Here is a 17,273-nt window from a genome sequence, read left to right on the forward strand (position 1 = left end):
GGGCGTGCCACGCAGGACGGACGAGGCGCGAGGTCTGTGCCTAGCGCCGCGACAAGAACGCCAACAGTTCCGTCAACACCTCTTGCGACGATTGCTCCGGCTGCAGATGCCCGCCGGAGATCGCCTTGCCGCTGACGTCGTCGGCCCAGCGCCGCCACAGCTGCAGCGGCGAGGCCGTGCCCGCTTGCGCCTGCGGCCACAGCACCAGTACCGGGCAGCGCAGGGTGGCGCCCGCGGCCCGGTCTGCGGCGTCGTGCTCCAGGTCTTCGTGCACCGCGGCGCGGTAGTCTTCGCAGATCGCGTGGCGCACCGCGGGATCGCGGAACGCCGCCTTGTACGCCGCGACCGAGGCGGCGTCGAGGCGGTCCAGGCCGCCGGCCATCCGTGCCAGCGCCGCTTCGATGAAGGCGTCGGGATCGGCCGACAGCAGCCGCTCCGGCAGGTCGAACGGTTGCGCGAGCAGGAACCAGTGGTAGCTGGCCAGGCCGCGGCGCATGTCCATCGCGTCCCATGCGTCCTGTGTGGGGACCACGGTCAGCGACGCATAGTGCGTGACCCGGTCCGGATGATCGAGCGCCAGCCGATACCCGGCGCGCGCGCCGCGGTCGTGGCCGACGACGGCGAAGCGTGCGTGCCCGAGTTGCGCCATCAACGCGGCCAGCGCCTCGCCGACGCGGCGCTTGCTCCAGCGCGGCTGGTCGCGGTGGGTGCGGCTGGCGCCATAGCCGGGCAGGTCCGGCGCGATCACCGTGAACGCCTGCGCGAGCCGCGGCGCCACCCGCCGCCACGCCAGGTGCGTCTGCGGGAAGCCGTGCAACAACAGCAACGGCGGGCCGGCACCGCCGATCACGCCGGCGAACGCGACCCCGCCGGCATCGACCTGCAGGCGGGTGAAGCCGGGAAACGCGCTGGATGCTTGAGAAGAGTGAATCGACATGACGGCCTCCTGCGCTTGCGCGCTCACTGCGCGGTGGCGGCGTCGAGGAAGCCGGCCAGGTCGCGGTCGAACCGGTCCGGTTCTTCCAGGAACGGCGCATGCCCGGACTGTGCGTAGAGCGTGCTGCGGATGCGCGGATTGATCGCCTTGGCGCGGGCGATCGCCGGCCTGGCCTGCACCAGCGCGTCGCGCTCGCCGTACAGCAGCAGCACCGGCACCTGCGCCTTGCCCAGCCCTTGTTCGGCCTGCACCGTCATCGACTGGACCGCGCGCTGCATGTCCCAGGAGGCCATCGCGGCATTGGCGAACAGGCGCTGGAAAGTGGCCTGATCCGGCTGGGTATGGAAGCACAGGCTGAGGAATGCGCGCACCGTGTCCAGGTGGGTCTTCAGGTCCGGCGAATTCAGGTCGCGGTAGACCTGCGGATGCGCCACGATCTGCTCGGGCTTCAGCTCGATCACGCCATCCACATAGACCGCGCCGGCGATGCCGCTGTCGCCGAACTTGGCCAGATAGTTGGAGATTACCGCGCCGCCCAGCGACCAGCCCACCAGCACCGGCTTGCGTGCGTGGCTGGCGGCGATGACGGCCTGCAGGTCGTCGGCCCAGCGCGTGCCGTCGGCGTAGGCATTCGCGTCGGTCGGCTTGCCGGACAGGCCGTGGCCGCGCAGGTCGTAGGTGATCATGCGGTAGCGCTGCAGTTGCGGGCTGTTGACCTGCGCGTCCCAGTTGAGGTGGCTGCCGAGCAGCCCGTGCACGAAGACGATGCTGGGACCGTCGGGGTTCCCGGCTTCCTGCACGGCCAGGGTGACGCCGTCGGCCGCGGTGACGGTGTAGCGCTTGGTTTCGGCGTGTGCGGCCAGCGGCGCCAGGCAGAGCGCCGCGACGAAGGCGAGGGCGAACAGGATGTGCTGCAAAGGTCGGATGGACATTGGGGAACTCCGTGGGTTGGGCGAGTCCCGCTAGCCTCCGCCCTCACACTGGTGTGAGGGTCAACGATCATGGGTGGTATGCTTTTTTCCATGGGCACCCCGACTTCGCAGCGCACGCTGAGCATCGGCGAACTGGCACGCGACACCGGCGCGAGCGTGCGTTCGCTCCGCCATTACGACGCGCATGGCCTGCTGACCTCGTTCCGCAGCGACAACGGCTATCGTGCGTTTCCGCAGGCGGCGGTCACCCAGGTGCGGCAGATCCAGCGCATGATCGCGACCGGGTTCAGCCTGGCCGAGATCCGCGCCTTTCCCGACTGCATGCGCATGATCGAGGGCGCCAGCGCCTGCCCCGAAACCAGCGCGGCGCAGCGCAAGCGGCTGGCCTCCATTGAGCGGCAGATCGCCGATCTGGAGCGCCGCCGCGCACGCCTGCTGAAGACGCTGGCCGAAGGCGTCGTTCCTCCGCTGGAATAGAGCTGCCACGCGGTCGGGATGCGCCTTGCGCCCTCCCTGCGGGCGCCTGCGGCCAGCAAGTGCTCGCCGAGGGCGTCAGCCGCGCCGCGCGGCCTCGATCGCGGCGATGTCGATCCTGGTCATCTGCATCATCGCCTCGAAGGCGCGCTTGGCCGCCGCCGGATCGGGATCGGCGATCGCCTCGGTCAGCGCGCGCGGGGTGATCTGCCACGACAGTCCCCACTTGTCCTTGCACCAGCCGCAGGCGCTTTCCTGGCCGCCGTTGCCGACGATCGCGTTCCACAGGCGATCGGTCTCCGCCTGGTCGTCGGTGGCCACCTGGAACGAGAACGCCTCGCTGTGCCGGAACGCCGGACCGCCGTTGAGGCCGAGGCAGGGAATGCCGAGGACGCTGAATTCGACCGTCAGCACATCGCCCTGCTTGCCCGCAGGATAGTCGCCGGGTGCGCGATGCACGGCCTTCACCGCGCTGTCGGCAAAGGTGGCGGCGTAGAACGTGGCGGCCTCCAGCGCAGTGCCGTCGAACCACAGGCAAACGGTGTTCTTGCTGATCATCTGGACTCTCCTGAGTGGACGCGGATCGTGCAATGGAGGCGTCGCCGCCGTGCGGCCTGGGAATCGCCGAGCCGTCTGCGATGCAACGCGGATCGCTGACGCGCAAGCCTGCCGCACGGCGGATTCTAAGGGCGTGGACCGCGGCTGCGCCTCGAGCGACAAGGCCTGTCGCACAACGCCCTGACGCATTCAGGCCGCGGCGATCGCGGTCGATGCGTCTGTCGGGATAGCAAGCCCTTCACCTGCAGTGTGGTGTTTTAGAGGGCGCACAACCATATGGAGCTTTGCATGGACACCACATTGATGCCCTGGGTCGCCGGACTGTTCCTCCTGTTCGTCGGCTCGGCCTTCTATCTGGTCACCCGGGCCAAGAAGAATCGCAACCGTCCGGCCAAGGACGCGGCCGCGACCAAGTCCGGCGACGATGCCTCGTTGAAGAAGTAGCGTTGCCTCCGCGGCCTGCGCGTGGCGCGCTGCCGCGCGCGTCCTGGCCGTCCTCGCCGCTACGAGAAAATATCCGCCACGTAGCGGCCATGTTCGCGTTCGATCCGATCGGCCCAGGCGTTGGCCGCCTCGGCGCTGACGCCCATGCTGTCGCGATAGATGCGCACGAAGGTGTCGCGCACCGCCGGCGCCATGTGCTCGCCGTCGCCGCAGACGAACACAGTGGCGCCTTGCTGGAACAGCGCCGACACGCGCGCGCGGTCCTGCCACATGCGGTGCTGCACATAGGCGACGCCGTCCTGCGGCGCTTGCGAGCAGGCCAGGCGCACGTCGACCACGCCCATGTCCTGCCAGCGGCGCAATTCGTCCTTGTACAGGTAGTCGACGTCGGGATGGTCGATGCCGAAGAACAACAAGGCCTCGCCGACGTCGCGGCCGCCCGCCTTCTGGATCGCCCGCTCCTGCAGGAAGCCATGGAACGGCGCGATGCCGCTGCCGGCGCAGACCAGGATGATCGGCGTGGCCGGATCTTCCGGCGGATGGAAGCTCGCCTGCGAGGGCCGCACCGCGACCGACACCAGCGCGCCTGCGTCCAGGCCGGCCAGATAGGTGGAGGCCACGCCGCGGCGTCGCCCCATTCCCGACAGCGCCGGTGCGTCGAGCACGGCCACGGTCAGCGAACACTGCGCCGGGTCGCGCAGCGGCGAGGAGGAAATGGAGTATTGCCGCGCGCGCATGGGCGGAAGCGCGCCGAGGAACGCGCCCAGCGCCAGGTCGCAGGCGGGGAAGCGCTCCAGCAGGTCGAGCAGGCTGGTTTTCTTGGCGAGCACCTCGTCGGTATAGACCGGCTCGGTGGCCAGCGCTTCCAGCGCGTCGCGATCGGGCGGGCAGCGCGTGGCGGCGGCCAGCTGCGCGACCTGCGCGCGCGTCGCCGGTTGCGCCAGTTCCACGTAGTCGGCGAGCACCTGCGCCAGCGCGACCGGATAGCCGCTGGGCGGGCCGGAGGCGGCACCGGGACGCTGGCCGATGACGACCTGCGTATCGCTGGCCAGACCGAAACGCCGCAGCACCCGCTCGACCTGCGCGGCGGGGTTGCGCGGCAGCACCGCGAGATAGTCGCCGGTGCGGTAACGCATGCCGTCGGGCAAGGCGATCTCGATGTGGCGCTTGGAGCGCGCGAACGGGGCGGACATGTCGACCAGTTCGCGATTGTCGACGATGCGTCCGTGGTCGAGTTCGGTCAGCCGCAGCGCGCCGAGCCGCGCGGAGGGGACGATGTCCACCTGCAGCGCCTGCGTGGTCTGCTCCAGCGCCGCCTTTCCCAGCGCCTGGCCCAGGTCCGGCCACAGTCCCGCGTACCAGGCATCGAAGCCGCCGAAGAAATCGCCGCCGGCGTCGGTTTCGCCGCGCGGTCTGAAGCGCGTGGCGCCCGCCGCCTCCAGCGCGGCATCGACCCGTTTCGGAATCGCCTGGTAGGTGCGCGCCCATTGCCGGTTGCCGGATCCGAACACGGCGTAGCGCAGCCCGGCCAGATCGCCGGCCGCCAGGGTTTCGATCCAGTCCACGAAGCGGCGCGCGTTGTCCGGCGGCTGGCCTTCGTAGGAGGAGGTGACCACCACCACCGCGCCGTCGCGCGGCAGGCGGCCGACATGCTCGTCCAGCGGCGCGACCACCGGCGCGTAGCCTTGCGCGGCCGCATCGCCGCCGATGCGCTGCGCGAACGCTTCGCACGAGCCGGAATTGCCGCCGTACAGCACCAGCAGCGGCGTGCCTGGCGCGGTGCCGGCCGCGGCCGTCGCCGCCGCTGGCGCCAGCGGTTTCTGCGGAGCCGTCGGCAGCGCACTGCGCGAGCGCACCGCGACATCGGCGCGGCGCCGCGCGCGGATGCGAAAGCCATCCGGCTTCAGGGTCAGGGTTTCCGCGACCTCGAGCTGGTAGTTCGGATCGACCTGGTCCAGGTCGAACCGTTGCAGGATCATCGTCAGCACCAGCTGCGCTTCCTGCATCGCGAAGCCGCGTCCGATGCAGGCGCGCGCGCCGTTGCCGAACGGTTTCCAGGCATTGGGCGGCAGCCGCTCGGCCGCGTCGGGATCGAAGCGCTCCGGGCGGAACGCTTCCGGCTCCTCCCACACTTTCGGATCCCGATGCAGGGTGGGAATCAGCACCAGCAGCGTGTCCTGCGGCGCCACCGCATAGCGGCCGGCCAGCGTGGTCGCGGTACGGGCCGCGACCGCGAACGCCGGCGCGGTCGGCCACAGCCGCAGGGTTTCCTGCAGGATCTGTTCGATGTAGCGCAGTCTGGCCAGATCCTCGACCTGCGGCGGCCGCGTGCCCAGCGCGGCGTCCACCGCCTGGCGCGCCTGCGCCATCGCCGCCGGATGGCGCAGCAGCAGATACAGCGCGAACGACAGCAGGCCGCTGGTCGTCTCGTGGCCGGCGATCAGGAAGGTCACCATCTGGTAGCGGATGTTCTCGTCCGACAGCGCTTCGCCGGTGGCCTGGTCGCGTCCGTACAGCATCAGGTTGAGCAGGTCGTCGCGCGACGCGGCGTTGGGGTCGGCCCTGCGTTCGGCGATCAAGGTGTCGGCGACGCTGCGGATCATCGCCAGGTCGGCCTCGTAGCGGCGCCGGCCGGGCGCCAGCAGGCGGTTGGCGAGGTCCGGCCGGCGCGCGCGCGCGCCGGCTTCGGCCAGGGCGCCGACCATCGCCGCGACGAAGGGATGCATCTCGTTCTGATAGAAACTGTTGAAGCGGTAGTCGAACGCGCACAACGCGATCGTGTCGAGCGTCAGCCGGGTCATGTTGTCGGCCACGTCGATCACCGCGTCCGGGCCGAACCGCTCCCAGCGCTGCAGCATCTGTTCGGCGATGTCCTCCATGCGCCCGAACATCGCGCGCACGCCGATCGGACCGAACGCGGGCATCAGCAGTCGGTGCGCCTTGGCCCAGTTGGGTTCGTCGTTGTAGGCGGTGAACAGGCCGTCGCCGCCGAGGTCGCGCAAGGTCTGCAGCGGACGGTGCAGCTTCTTCTCGAAGCGGGTTTCGTCGCAAACCTCGTCCACCAGCTCCTGTCCGCTCAGCACGGTCAGCGACAGCGGGCCGCTGTTCAGGCGAAAGATCGGGCCGTGCGTTTGGGCGAGCCGCATCAGGCTCTGCACCGGCGCATCGCCATCGAGATGGTGGAAATTGCCGAGCAGCGGCAGCGAACGCGGTTGTGGGATTGCCTGCGTCATGGGGTGCCTTCCGGGGGAGTGTGCGGTGCGGCGACCGGTGCGGGACCGGTGCCGGGCTGCGGGGAATGCAGCAGGGTGGCGAGCACGGTCTCGACCAGCCGCGTGCGCGCCGCGCCGGCCCCGATCTCCGGGGCCAGCCGTGCCAGCAGCTGCGGGAATTCCGGAGGCTGGCTCAGCATGCTGTTGAGCAGCACGAAGAACAGCGCCGGGTGCGTCGCCTTGACGATGCCGGCCTCGATCCCGGCACGGATCAGCGCATGGCCGGCCTCGTAGGAAGGACGCAGCAACCGTTCGGCGAGGATGGTGGCGCGCTCCGGGCTTTCCGATACCACGCGCGCGACGAAGTCGCGGACCGCGGGGTTGGCCTCGTAGAAGGCGGCCATGATCAGGATCGCGTCCGTCAGCCGTTCGTGCAGCGGGCGCTGGTCGTGGCGCGTCAGCTGCGCCATGGCCGCAAGGCGCGGGACGACGTCCTGCGCGAGCTGGTCCACGCAGGCGTTCCACAGTTCGGCCTTGCTGCCGAAATGCACCCGCACCAGGCTCGGGCTCACCCCCGCGGCGGCGGCGATGGTGCGGATATCGGCCCGCTCGAAGCCGTGTCGGGCGAAGCCGTCGGTGGCCGCCGCCAGCAGCGCCTGGCGGCCGTCGGCCTGGTCCTTGCTCGGGCGGCCGCGCGGACGCGGGGGTGGTTTTGCCGCCATGTCCGGTGTTCCTGCATAAATGTTCAGATGTACATTTAATGGCAGTGGACGGCCTTTGCAACTCGGTCGTTCAGCGGGGAGCGCGTTTGTGTGGCCGATGGCGCAGGCACGACATCGCCGCGGTCCTGCTCCGGAAGCGGGCGGTGCGCCCTGCCGCGAAGCGTGCGGTGCGCTGCGTTGTCCGTCGGCGTTGCCCGATCGGCAAGCAGTGCAGGCGCGCGGCCGAGCAAGCCGCAGCGCTCGCCGTTATCGCGGTACGGCCCGCATGCGCTTCATTTCGGGTTGCCCAGCCCGCCGATGTTGACCATCACCCGTAAGCCGATCACCAGCGCGTTGTCCGGCGCGCGGCGCGCGGCGGTATTGCCCAGGATGTCGGGATTGACGATGTACTGCACGTTGGGCACCAGCGACAGCGGCAACCGGCCGACGCGATAGCTGTAGTTGAGTTCGAAGATGGTCTCGTTGCGCGAGATGTCCGGTGCGGCGCCGCGCTTGCGCAGCAGGTCGTTCATGTAGCCCTGCTGGTCGGCGCTGAAACGGTAGTAGTTCGCCATGACGCCGAGTCCGTCGGCCGGACGCGATGCGAACGGGCCGCTGTAGTACAGGCCGGCGGTGACCTGCAGGTCGTACATCTGGCGCGCGTCCAGCGGCGCGGCGATGTTGCCGAACGCGACCAGCATGCGTTTGCCGGCCATGCCCTGCGGCCGGTAGAGCGCGCGTTCGCCCATCGCATAGACGCCCCAGCGGCCACCGTCGTACATGCGCGCCTGCCCGCCGACCAGGCCGCGCAATCCGCCGCTGCGGTTGTAGCGCAGGTCGGCGTAGTCGGCCGAGTTGTACCAGACGCCGGCCACGTAGCGCGGCGCGCCGCGGCCGAGCGCGGGGTCGGGTTCGTAGCCGACTTCCAGGGTGCTCAGTACGCCGCTGCTGTCGGCGGTGCTCCAATCGAAGCCGTCATTGTTCTTGCGTTGCGGATTGAGTTCGAACGCGCCCACCGACACATAGGTCGCGCCCGGTTTGTAGCGCAGCTTCGCGCCCCAGTTCACGTACGGAAAGCCGACGAAGCCGCCATCGGCCTGGCTCAGCTGGAACGGGCAATCCGATGCGCCGACGAAGCGGCAGCCGTAGCGGCTGCGCGCGAATTGCCAGGTGGTGTTCATGCGTCCGGCGACCAGCTGCCAGCGGCCGTCGTCGAACACCTGTTCCCAGGTCAGCTGCGCCAGTTGCGCCTGTTGTTGCGGATACCAGTAGCCCTGCACCTTGACGTTGTTGCCGATCTGGCGCTGCGACAGGCTGTCGCCGTAGTACCAGGCGCCGGTCGCGTGCACGGTGGCGCCGGGGATGCCGAACAGGCGCTGCAGATCCAGGTCGGCACCGGCGACCACGCCGCCGGCATCGCGATCGCCGCGCGCCAGGCCGCCGTCGGCATTGCGCGCGTAGTCGTTGGACCAGACGAAGCGCGGCGCGATGCCGTGTTCGTCCAGCCAGCCCGCGCTGTCGGCGGCAACGGCGGTGACGGGCAGCGCGGCGGCGGCCGCCAGCAACGAGACGAAACAACGCGATCGGGACATGGGACGCTCCACGGACGAGGCGAGGCACTCGCTGGACCGCGCGATAGGCAGGCGGCGTCGCGGCAGTGCGCGAAGGGAAGACACTTTCCGGTCGTGAGCCACGGCACGGCATCGCGGCCGTCGGCGACGGGCACGGCCTGTGCGCAGACCTGTAGGGGACAGCTGAAAAATGCGACGACAGAACAGAACGCGTTGCGCGGCGCCGAGGCGGCAGCCATCGACGCAGCGGATGGGCCGCGCAGCTGCGCGGCCCATCGAACGGGATGCGACCCTCGGGTCAGGCCACCTTGCCGAGGCCGGCGGCGGCCATCGCGTCGGCGATTTCCTTGTCGGCGCCTTCGGCCAACGGCAGAAGCGGCGACCGCACCGTGGCGTGATCGAGCAGGCCGCGCGCGGCCAGCGCCCACTTCAGCGCGACCGAGCCTTCCATGTGCGAGCCGCGGTGGTAGACGCTCTTGGTCACCGGCAGCAGGCGGTCGTGCAGTTCGCGCGCCTTGGCATAGTCCTTGGCCTTGCCGGCGGCGATCATCTCGATCAGCGGTTCCGGCGCGATGCAGCCGTAGCCCACCAGCGCGCCGTCCACGTCGAACATGGTGTGCAGCAGGTACTCGTCGTGGCAGGTCAGCACCGGCACGTTCGGGCGCTCCTTGCGGAACACCGGGATCTCGGTGTCCCAGCGCTTCATGTTGCGCACGCCGTTCTTCATCGCGATCACGCCCGGCAGCGCGGCGATCTCCAGCAGCGTCTCCAGGTTGTAGGTGGCCTTGGTCACGTCCGGATACTGGAACAGGATCATCGGCAGGCCGCTGGCCTCGTGGATGGCCTTGTAGCGGTCCTGCGGCGCGCCCTTCTGGTAGCCGAAACGCAGCCAGCCGTGCGAGGGATAGATCAGGCCCGCCGAGGCGCCGGCGGCGACCGCGCGCTTGGCTTCGTCGGCCGCCACGCGGGTGCCTTCCAGGGTGATGCCGGCGATGATCGGAATGCGGGCGTCGACCGCATCGCGGAACGCCTCGATCACCTTGGCCTGTTCGTCGCGCTCCAGGAACGTGCCTTCGCCGGCGTGGCCGAGCACGGTCAGGCCCTTGACGCCGTCGATGCTGCCCAGCCACTTGCCGATGCGCTTGATCGCGGGATAGTCGACGGCGCCGTCGCGGGTGAACGGGGTGACGGGCGCGGGAACCAGGCCTTTCAGGTCGATGTTGCTCATGGGGTGTTTCCTCTTCTTCGGGTCAACGGGGGATGGAGTCGAACGCGGGGCTCGACGTGGGGTGGTACGAATCGGTGGCGCGCGGCGGCGTGCGCGGCCGCGGCATCAGCGGGCCGCTGGACTCAGGGCGAGAGTTCTTCCAGCGATTTGCCCTTGGTCTCCAGCGCGCACAGCAGCGTCACCGCAGCGCCGGCCAGCAGCACCGCGGCGAAGGCGACGAACACGTAGCGCAGGCCGATGCCGGCGATGACCGCGCCGACCACCAGCGGCCCGCTGGCCGAGCCCAGGCGCAGCCAGGCGCTGCCCAGGCCGGTGCCGATGGCGCGGATGCGGGTGGGATAGAGTTCGGCCGAATACAGGTACAGCGAGAAGGTGATGGTCTGCACCGCGGCATAGCCCAGCGCCGCGAACACCAGCACCTGCAGTGCCGAGGTACCGCCCAGCATCGCCAGCGCCAGCAACGGGATGCTGCCGGCGGCGAAGGCGAGCACGTACCAGCGCTTGCGCCCGACCCGGTCGATCGACAGCGCGCACGCCACCGCGGCGGCGACGCCGGCCAGCGAGGTGAGAAAGCCGTAGGCGATGCTCTGCTGCAGGGACAAGCCGAAATGCTGGCGATACAGCGTCGGCAACCAGGTGATGAGGCCGTTGGCCACCAGGTAGGAGCAGAACCACAGGCACCAGATCACCAGCGTGCGCTTGAGATAGACGCTGCCGAACAGTTCGCGCCAGTCCGAGCGCTGCGCCTTGGGCAGCGCGTTGCGGTCGAACACCGGCGCCGGCAGCGGGCCATGGCGGCGCTCGGCGCTGCGCTCGAGCTCGGACACGATCGCGTCGGCCTTGTCGTAACGGCCCTTGGAGGCCAGCCAGCGCGGCGATTCGAACATGAAAAAGCGCAGCGGGATCATGATCGCCGCGGGCACCAGCCCGACCATGAACATCGCCTTCCAGCCGTAGGCCGGCACCAGGAAGTAGCCGATGCCGCCGGCGGCGACCAGGCCCAGCAGGAACATCACCTCGTACAGCAGGAAGAAGCGGCCGCGTTTCTTCGAGCCGATCAGTTCGTTGATGTAGGCGCTGGCCACCGGCACTTCGCCGCCGGTGCCGATGCCCTGAATGAAGCGGAACGCCATCATCGCCGCGGCGCCGCCGGCGAACAGGCAGGCGACGTCCATCGACACGAACAGCAGGATGGTGAACAGCAGCACGTGCAGGCGGCCGACGCGTTCGGCCAGCCAGCCGAAGAACACCGAGCCCAGCAACTGGCCCAGGTAGCCGGCCGACAGGATCATGCCGATCTGCGCCGGCGACAGGTTCCACTCCTTGGCCAGCACCGGCATCGCGTAGGCGATGGCGATCACCGTGTAGCCGTCGAAGAAGGTGGCGGCGCCGACGATGTTGCGCGCCCACCAGACCTGGCGGGTGATGGGCAGGCGTTCGAGCCGCGCGCCAATCTCCGCCTGCGCCTCGGCGGGCGGCAGCGAACGGGCAGTGGCGGCGGTGGCGGGGGTAGTGGGCATGAGCATCGTTGCTGCCTCTGGCAGGACAAGAAGAACCCGGCGCGGGCGCCGGAGCGTCCACGAAGCGGTCGAATTGCAGGGGACCGGGCGGGCGCCCGGACGGTCAGGTGCTGGGTGCGGTCACGGCGACGCTCCCGCTGGCCTGGATCGCGAAGGCGATGTCCTTGGCCGCGAGCAGAGTGGGTTGGAGGGCGGTGTTGAGCAGTTCGTCGTGGCTGGTGCGCACCGACGGCGCGGCGACGCTGATCGCGCCGAGCGGATAGTCGTCGGCATCCAGCACCGGCACCGCCAGCACGCGCAGGCCTTCGGTCAGCATCGAATCGAGGATCACGTAGTTGTCGCGGCGGATGCGCTCGAAGGTGCCGAGCATGGCGACGATCTCCGGCGCGTGCGGCGCGTGCACGTTGACCCCGGTCACCCGCGTCACTTCCGCCGGCGACAGGTGCGCGAGCATCGCCAGGCCGATCGCGGTGCGGGTGCTGGGCACGGTGGTGCCGATGCGGATGTCCACGCCCAGCCGAGTGATGCCGGCGCGCACCCGTTCGATGTAGAGCACGTCCGGACCCTGCAGCACCGCGAAGCTGGCCGCTTCGTTGACGTCGCTGACCAGCGCGCGCAGCAACGGCCGCACCACGCTGCGCAGGTCGCGGCGGGCGATGGCGTGGAAGCCGAGGTCGAGCACCTTCAGGGTCAGGCGGAAACGGCGGCTGTCGGGAATGCGATGCACGTAGCCCAGCTCGACCAGGGTGTTGAGCATGCGGAAGGTGGTCCCCGGATCGAGCCTGGCCAGCGTGGCGATCTGGCTCAGCGACAGTTCCTCCTGTTCGGAGGAAAACGCCTCGAGCACGCGAAAGCCCTTCGCCAGCGACTGCACGGTGCTGCGCAGCTTCTTGTCCGCCGCGTCGCCGCTGTCTTCGGCGGTGGCGTCCAGCGCGCCTGGGGAGATGGTCTTAGTCATCGGCAGTTCCTGGTGGCTGTCGTGCGTCGCCAGCTTGCCGAACCGGCTGGCTGGTGTCGCTTGACAAGCGTGTTTCGGATTGCGAAAATTATTTCGAAAGTACGTGCCAAGATTCCGCCGGCGCAGTCGCTGCGTCAAGTTGCGGCGCAGCATGCGTTGCGGCCTGGCATCGCGGGTGTTGGCGGCGGTGCGATCGCGGCATGCGATGACGATGGCCAAAGGCCATGCCGACGACGATTGCGCCATGCCCGATCGAGCGGCTTCGCCGTGCCGTGTCGGCCATCGATCCTCGGCCGATCGCGCCATCCTTCGACCGATGCGTGCGGCGACGGCGGAGCGCTGTGTAGACGGAAGCTTCCGCGGATCCGCGGTGCAAGCTGTGCTAACAGACAAGCATGCGCGACGCCGATAGCGTGGCGTGCATGGCCCGAGCGAACCGTCAGCCGCCGCAACCGCCTGCGCAGAAATGGTGGCAGACGCTGTCGTTCAAACGCGCCGCCGCCGAGGTGTCGGCGGTGCTGGTAGTGGTCGGCGGCACCTACGGCTTCGTGCAGTACGTGGAGGTCCAGCCGCTGCAGCGGCAACTGGCCGAAGCGCAGGCCGCCGCGTGCAAGCCCGCGCCCAGCTCGCCATTGATCGAGTTCAGCCTGCTGCCGGGCGACAGCCGCGTGCTGTGGGACGGCACGCTGACGGTGACCAATGCGACGCGCGGCGAGGACGGCGCGAAGACGCGCCTGCGGGCGACGCCGCGCGATGCTGCGCCGGTCGAACGGGCAGGGCTATCGCCAGGGGACAGCTTCGATGTGCCGGTCTCTGGACAGGGCACTTATCGGGTCTACCTGAAAAGGAGCACGGCGGACTTCATAGAAGGGTCCGTGCTGCATCGGCGGTGAGGGCTATCTGCCGAGTTCGGTCGCGCTACGTCCGACTAGTCTGGTTCATTGCTGTCCTGAGCTTCAGTACGTATTCGCTCCAGAATAACTGCCCGGACTGCCTGACCCACCACAGCGCCCGCCAATGCCAGTCCCCACAATACAGGGGAGTACATCAGAGACAAACCGAACATCCACAACAGGGTGTCGTCCTTCTGGAAAGACGCATAGAAAAGTCCTGCGACCTGGCCGGAAAAAATCAGGAGCGCTAGCCAGATGAGATGCCTTCGGCTGAGTAGTACGGCCGCAATGAAACCAATGATGGCAACGATGACTACGCTAGTTATGTCCATCTTTTCTTCCTTGGGCAGATTGGTGGCCAGGGTTACTTTCCGAGAACAGACAAATTTTATAGGAGGCGACAACGGCTAGGTGCTCGGTAAAGTCGTGTGTAGCCACCGCTCACGGAGCCTGCGCGGTCTCGACGACGCTGCCGTTCTCGTACACGCTCAGTTGGCGCGCGCTTGTGTCCGTTGCGGGCGCGAACACGAAGCGCAGGTCGCGTTCCTCGGCGAAGAAGCGCGTCGGCGATTCGGCGCGCAGGGTGACGACCAAGGTGCCGGCGGTGAGCTGCAGATGGTCGCCGTCCACGGCGACGCGGATGTCGCCGACCTTGTTGCCGCGATAGGTGCCGGCGTAGCCGGCCAGCACGTCGGGCGCCAAGGTCAGGCGTGTGGCGGGCGGCACGTACGCCACTGCACCGTGCGCATAGCTGTAGATGCGGCGCATGCGCCAGTGGCCATCGACCGATTGCCAGAGCGTGGTGAATTCGGCCTGGCCGTCCAGGTGTTCGGGCGTGCCGTCGCGCCGCACGTAGAAGCGGTGCGTGCCCGACAGCAGCGCGAAGCCGCCGGCCAGCGGATGGAACTGCAGGCTGTCGGCGACCGCTTCACGGCGCAGGTGCAGCGTTGGATCTGCACAGGGGCCGTTGCGCAAGGATTGCAGCACCGCTGGCCTGGACGCGGTCAGGCCGGTCTTGTCGTGATAGAACTCCACGTCGTCGGTGAGCAGTTCGCCCATCGCGCGCATGTCGCAGGCGTTGTAGGCCAGCCAGTAGCGCGCATCGGCGGCGCGCACCGCGGCTGCGTCGTCGTTGGCCGCCGCTGCGGCGCCGCTCAGGCACAGCAGGGCGCACAGTCCGAGGTGACGAAAGCGCATGGCGGGCTCCTGCAGCGGAGCCGCGATTGCAGCGCACTTTGGCGGCGGTGGCGCGTGCAGTACGTCATGCGCACGAATGGGACGGTGAGGCCAGCGCGGGCCTTACGTCTTCACACGCGCATGAAGGATGCGGATGAGATGCAATCGTCGCATACTGGCCGCGCAGGGGTGCCAGTGGAGGAGCGGTTGTCGGTGCTGACGCGGGGAGAGGGGACATTCAATCGGTTGTTGCGCGGCCCGGTTAGATGGTTGCGTGCGGTGCCGATCGCCGATCCGGTGGATCTGCGCAACGCGCCGATGTTCCAGGTGGTGCTGCTGCTGTTCGGGACCTTGCCCGTCGCTGCGTGGCTGTATCGCGCGATCGCGGTGCCGGTCGCGTGGCGCCCCGGCGAATTGACCAGCCTTGCGTTGAGCGCACTGTTCAGCGCGGTCGCGTTGCTGAGCGTGGTGCTGATCCGCTTCGGCCGGTTCCGCTGGGCCGCTTACCAGATGCTGTGCGTGTTCGCGATCTCGGTCTTGGCGAGCTACGCTGCCAGCGGTTTCGGCGGGCAACGCTTCGAGCAGCCGGTGCTGGTGGTGCCGATGGCGATCGCCGCGCTGGCGGTGGGGCGACCGGCGCTGTGGACGATGTTCGCCATCGTCGCGCTGTCGTTCGCGCTCGGAACGTACGTGGACATCGGCAACGGCGAACCGGGGGATTTCATCGGCGATGCGGTGATCAGCGGCGTCATCTTCCTGCTGATCGCCATCGTGCTGGACCGCACCTCGGCCGCGCTGCGGCAGAGTTTGCGCGACGTGCAGGCGAGGGCCGAGCAGCTCGGCCTCGCGCACGGCACCTTGCAGCGCGAAGTGGCGGAGCGGCAGCGGGTCGAAGAGCAACTGGTGAACGCCAAGAAGGTGGAGGCCGTGGCGCGCCTGGCCGCCGGCCTCAACCACGATTTCAACCATCTGCTGAGCCTGGTGCTGGGCCATGTGCGGCAGGGGCGCCGCGCCGGCGATGCGCAGGCGGTCGCTGCCGCGTTCGACGGCGTCGAATCGGCGGCCAGGCGTGCCACCGCGGTGAGCGGCAAATTGCTCAGCTTCAGCCGCCAGGACGAGCCGCAGACCGAAATGCTGGATCTCGGCGACGTGGTGGCGACGCTGCAGCCGTTATTGAAGCAGTCGCTCAAGCCCGGCATCGCGCTTGAGGTGCAGGTACCGTCCGGGCTGCAGGTGCAGTTCGACCGGCATCAGCTGGAGCTGATTCTGCTCAACCTGGTCGCCAACGCCGACGATGCGATGGAGCACGGCGGCACGGTGACGCTGCAGGGCCAGCGCGTGGGCGGCGAAGCCTGGCTGCAATGCCGCGATACGGGCCCGGGCATTCCCGCGGATCTGCACGACAGGATCTTCGAGCCGTTCTTCACCACCAAGCCGCCCGGCCAAGGCACCGGGCTCGGCCTGGCGATGGCGAACGGGCTGATGCAGCGCCACGGCGCGCGGATCTGGGTGGATGCCCAGACCGGGACCGGCGCCGCGTTCGTGCTGAGCTTCCCGCACGACCATGCGCAGCCGCCTGCGCTGGCTGGCACGAATGGCGGGGAGGGCTAGCCGCGTGGCGTGCGCTTCCCCGATGCCTTGCGCAACGTCCAGGGCGTTGTCGCCGTTCGGAACTTGTCGGCGATGAGTGCTTCGCAAGGCCTGGTGCTGGACGGTGTGCGAATCGCAGTGGTCGAGGACGACGCCGAACTGTGCGCGATCATCGTCGACGAGCTGGGCCACGAGGGCGCGCAGGTGCTCGGCTTCGGCAGTGCCGAACTGCTGTACCGGCATCTGCTCGGCCATGTGTGCGACCTGGTGGTGCTGGATGTCGGGCTGCCGGGCGAAGACGGCTATTCGGTGGCGCGCTATCTGCGGCAGATCGCGCCGCAGGCGGGCATCGTGATGCTCACCGGCCGCGGCGCCAATACCGACATGACCCGCGGCTTGCTGCAGGGCGCGGATATCTACCTGGTCAAGCCGCTGGATGTGGAACTGCTGATCGCCGCGTTGGCCAATCTGCGTCGACGCCTGCAGCCTGCCGCGCCGCCGGAGGCGTTGCCGGCCCAGGAGTGGCGCTTGAGCGACGACGGCTGGACGCTGTCCTCGCCGGCGCAGCGCACGCTGGCGCTGACCGAGGCCGAACGCGGCCTGCTCAAGGCGCTGTTCGCGCAACGCGGCGCGCCGGTGGATCGCGACACGCTGATCGCCGCGGTCACCGATGCGCCGTGGGATTTCGATCCGCACCGGCTGGAGGTGCTGGTGCACCGCCTGCGTACGCGGGTGACCGCGGCCACCGCAGCCGCGCTGCCGCTGCGCGCGGTGCGCGGGCAGGGCTACCTGCTGGGCGACGGCGCCTAGTCGTCGACGCATTCGCGCCCGCATCCGCGCCGCGCACCGGGCCGATGCCACCCGATCGGTAGACAGATCGCCGCGTTTCGTCCCCCATGCCGGCGTCAATCCTTCCGTCACAGTGCGACCAGGAGCCGCATCTCATTGCCATTGCGGCATGCGTCGCGCTGTGCGTGTGAGGAAGTGAGAGCGAGCGCGAACTGCTGCTACTGACTGCCTGCGCGCCCCTGCGCAGAATCCGCGCCACCACACCGGCAGGCCTCGCCTGCGCGTTCGGA

Annotated in this window: 16 protein-coding genes; 5 read left to right on the forward strand and 11 right to left on the reverse strand. The window is 69.0% G+C overall.

What is annotated here, in order from left to right; genetic code table 11:
- Positions 1-40: 40 nt before the first annotated feature.
- A complete protein-coding gene (locus AB3X08_RS03240; protein WP_369936194.1) occupies positions 41-937 on the reverse strand; it encodes an alpha/beta fold hydrolase in 897 nt (298 codons plus the stop codon).
- 23 nt (positions 938-960) lie between these two features.
- Positions 961-1,869 carry an alpha/beta fold hydrolase gene (locus AB3X08_RS03245; RefSeq protein ID WP_369936196.1) on the reverse strand — a complete coding sequence of 303 codons (909 nt, stop codon included), beginning with the start codon at positions 1,867-1,869 and terminating at the stop codon, positions 961-963.
- Between the two features lie 90 nt (positions 1,870-1,959).
- On the opposite strand from AB3X08_RS03245, the gene AB3X08_RS03250 reads away from it, so the two are divergent.
- The gene (locus AB3X08_RS03250) at positions 1,960-2,346 is read left to right on the forward strand and encodes a MerR family transcriptional regulator (RefSeq protein ID WP_369936198.1); all 387 of its coding nucleotides are present in this window, start codon (positions 1,960-1,962) and stop codon (positions 2,344-2,346) included.
- Between the two features lie 75 nt (positions 2,347-2,421).
- Here AB3X08_RS03250 and AB3X08_RS03255 read toward each other — a convergent pair whose 3' ends face one another.
- Complete coding sequence (locus AB3X08_RS03255; protein ID WP_184412253.1) at positions 2,422-2,901, reverse strand: VOC family protein; 480 nt, start codon at positions 2,899-2,901, stop codon at positions 2,422-2,424.
- Positions 2,902-3,189: 288 nt separating this feature from the next.
- Between AB3X08_RS03255 and AB3X08_RS03260 the strand changes: the two genes are divergently transcribed.
- The gene (locus AB3X08_RS03260) at positions 3,190-3,345 is read left to right on the forward strand and encodes a hypothetical protein (RefSeq protein WP_369936200.1); all 156 of its coding nucleotides are present in this window, start codon (positions 3,190-3,192) and stop codon (positions 3,343-3,345) included.
- A gap of 59 nt (positions 3,346-3,404) precedes the next feature.
- Here the strand turns inward: AB3X08_RS03260 and AB3X08_RS03265 are convergent, their stop codons facing one another.
- The 6 genes from AB3X08_RS03265 to AB3X08_RS03290 form a co-directional block, all read right to left on the reverse strand.
- A complete protein-coding gene (locus AB3X08_RS03265; RefSeq protein ID WP_369936202.1) occupies positions 3,405-6,578 on the reverse strand; it encodes a bifunctional cytochrome P450/NADPH--P450 reductase in 3,174 nt (1,057 codons plus the stop codon).
- On the reverse strand, positions 6,575-7,279 hold the full coding sequence (locus AB3X08_RS03270) for a TetR/AcrR family transcriptional regulator (RefSeq protein WP_369936203.1): 705 nt from the start codon (positions 7,277-7,279) through the stop codon (positions 6,575-6,577). Before AB3X08_RS03270 ends, AB3X08_RS03265 begins: the two co-directional genes overlap by 4 nt.
- 272 nt (positions 7,280-7,551) lie before the next feature.
- Positions 7,552-8,850, reverse strand: a complete 1,299-nt coding sequence (locus tag AB3X08_RS03275; protein WP_369936204.1) for a carbohydrate porin — start codon at positions 8,848-8,850, stop codon at positions 7,552-7,554.
- Positions 8,851-9,127: 277 nt separating this feature from the next.
- Entirely contained in the window at positions 9,128-10,057 is a 930-nt protein-coding gene (locus AB3X08_RS03280) for a dihydrodipicolinate synthase family protein (protein ID WP_369936205.1), read from the reverse strand.
- Positions 10,058-10,179: 122 nt separating this feature from the next.
- Complete coding sequence (locus tag AB3X08_RS03285; protein WP_369936207.1) at positions 10,180-11,577, reverse strand: MFS transporter; 1,398 nt, start codon at positions 11,575-11,577, stop codon at positions 10,180-10,182.
- Positions 11,578-11,680: 103 nt separating this feature from the next.
- The gene (locus AB3X08_RS03290) at positions 11,681-12,535 is read right to left on the reverse strand and encodes an IclR family transcriptional regulator (RefSeq protein ID WP_369936208.1); all 855 of its coding nucleotides are present in this window, start codon (positions 12,533-12,535) and stop codon (positions 11,681-11,683) included.
- A 395-nt stretch (positions 12,536-12,930) separates the two neighbouring features.
- Here AB3X08_RS03290 and AB3X08_RS03295 point away from each other — a divergent pair, with 395 nt between their 5' ends.
- A complete protein-coding gene (locus AB3X08_RS03295) occupies positions 12,931-13,428 on the forward strand; it encodes a hypothetical protein (RefSeq protein ID WP_369936210.1) in 498 nt (165 codons plus the stop codon).
- 35 nt (positions 13,429-13,463) lie between these two features.
- Here AB3X08_RS03295 and AB3X08_RS03300 read toward each other — a convergent pair whose 3' ends face one another.
- Entirely contained in the window at positions 13,464-13,760 is a 297-nt protein-coding gene (locus tag AB3X08_RS03300; RefSeq protein ID WP_369936211.1) for a hypothetical protein, read from the reverse strand.
- Between the two features lie 109 nt (positions 13,761-13,869).
- Positions 13,870-14,625, reverse strand: a complete 756-nt coding sequence (locus AB3X08_RS03305; protein WP_369936212.1) for a nuclear transport factor 2 family protein — start codon at positions 14,623-14,625, stop codon at positions 13,870-13,872.
- Between the two features lie 138 nt (positions 14,626-14,763).
- Between AB3X08_RS03305 and AB3X08_RS03310 the strand changes: the two genes are divergently transcribed.
- Together AB3X08_RS03310 and AB3X08_RS03315 are read left to right on the forward strand one after the other, a co-directional pair.
- Entirely contained in the window at positions 14,764-16,215 is a 1,452-nt protein-coding gene (locus AB3X08_RS03310) for a sensor histidine kinase (RefSeq protein WP_369936213.1), read from the forward strand.
- Between the two features lie 72 nt (positions 16,216-16,287).
- Positions 16,288-17,004, forward strand: coding sequence for a response regulator transcription factor (locus AB3X08_RS03315; protein WP_369936214.1), 717 nt, complete (start codon positions 16,288-16,290; stop codon positions 17,002-17,004).
- The last annotated feature ends 269 nt before the right edge of the window (positions 17,005-17,273 follow it).

It is taken from the genome of Xanthomonas sp. DAR 34887 (assembly GCF_041245805.1).
Taxonomy (GTDB): Bacteria; Pseudomonadota; Gammaproteobacteria; order Xanthomonadales; family Xanthomonadaceae; genus Xanthomonas_A; species Xanthomonas_A tesorieronis.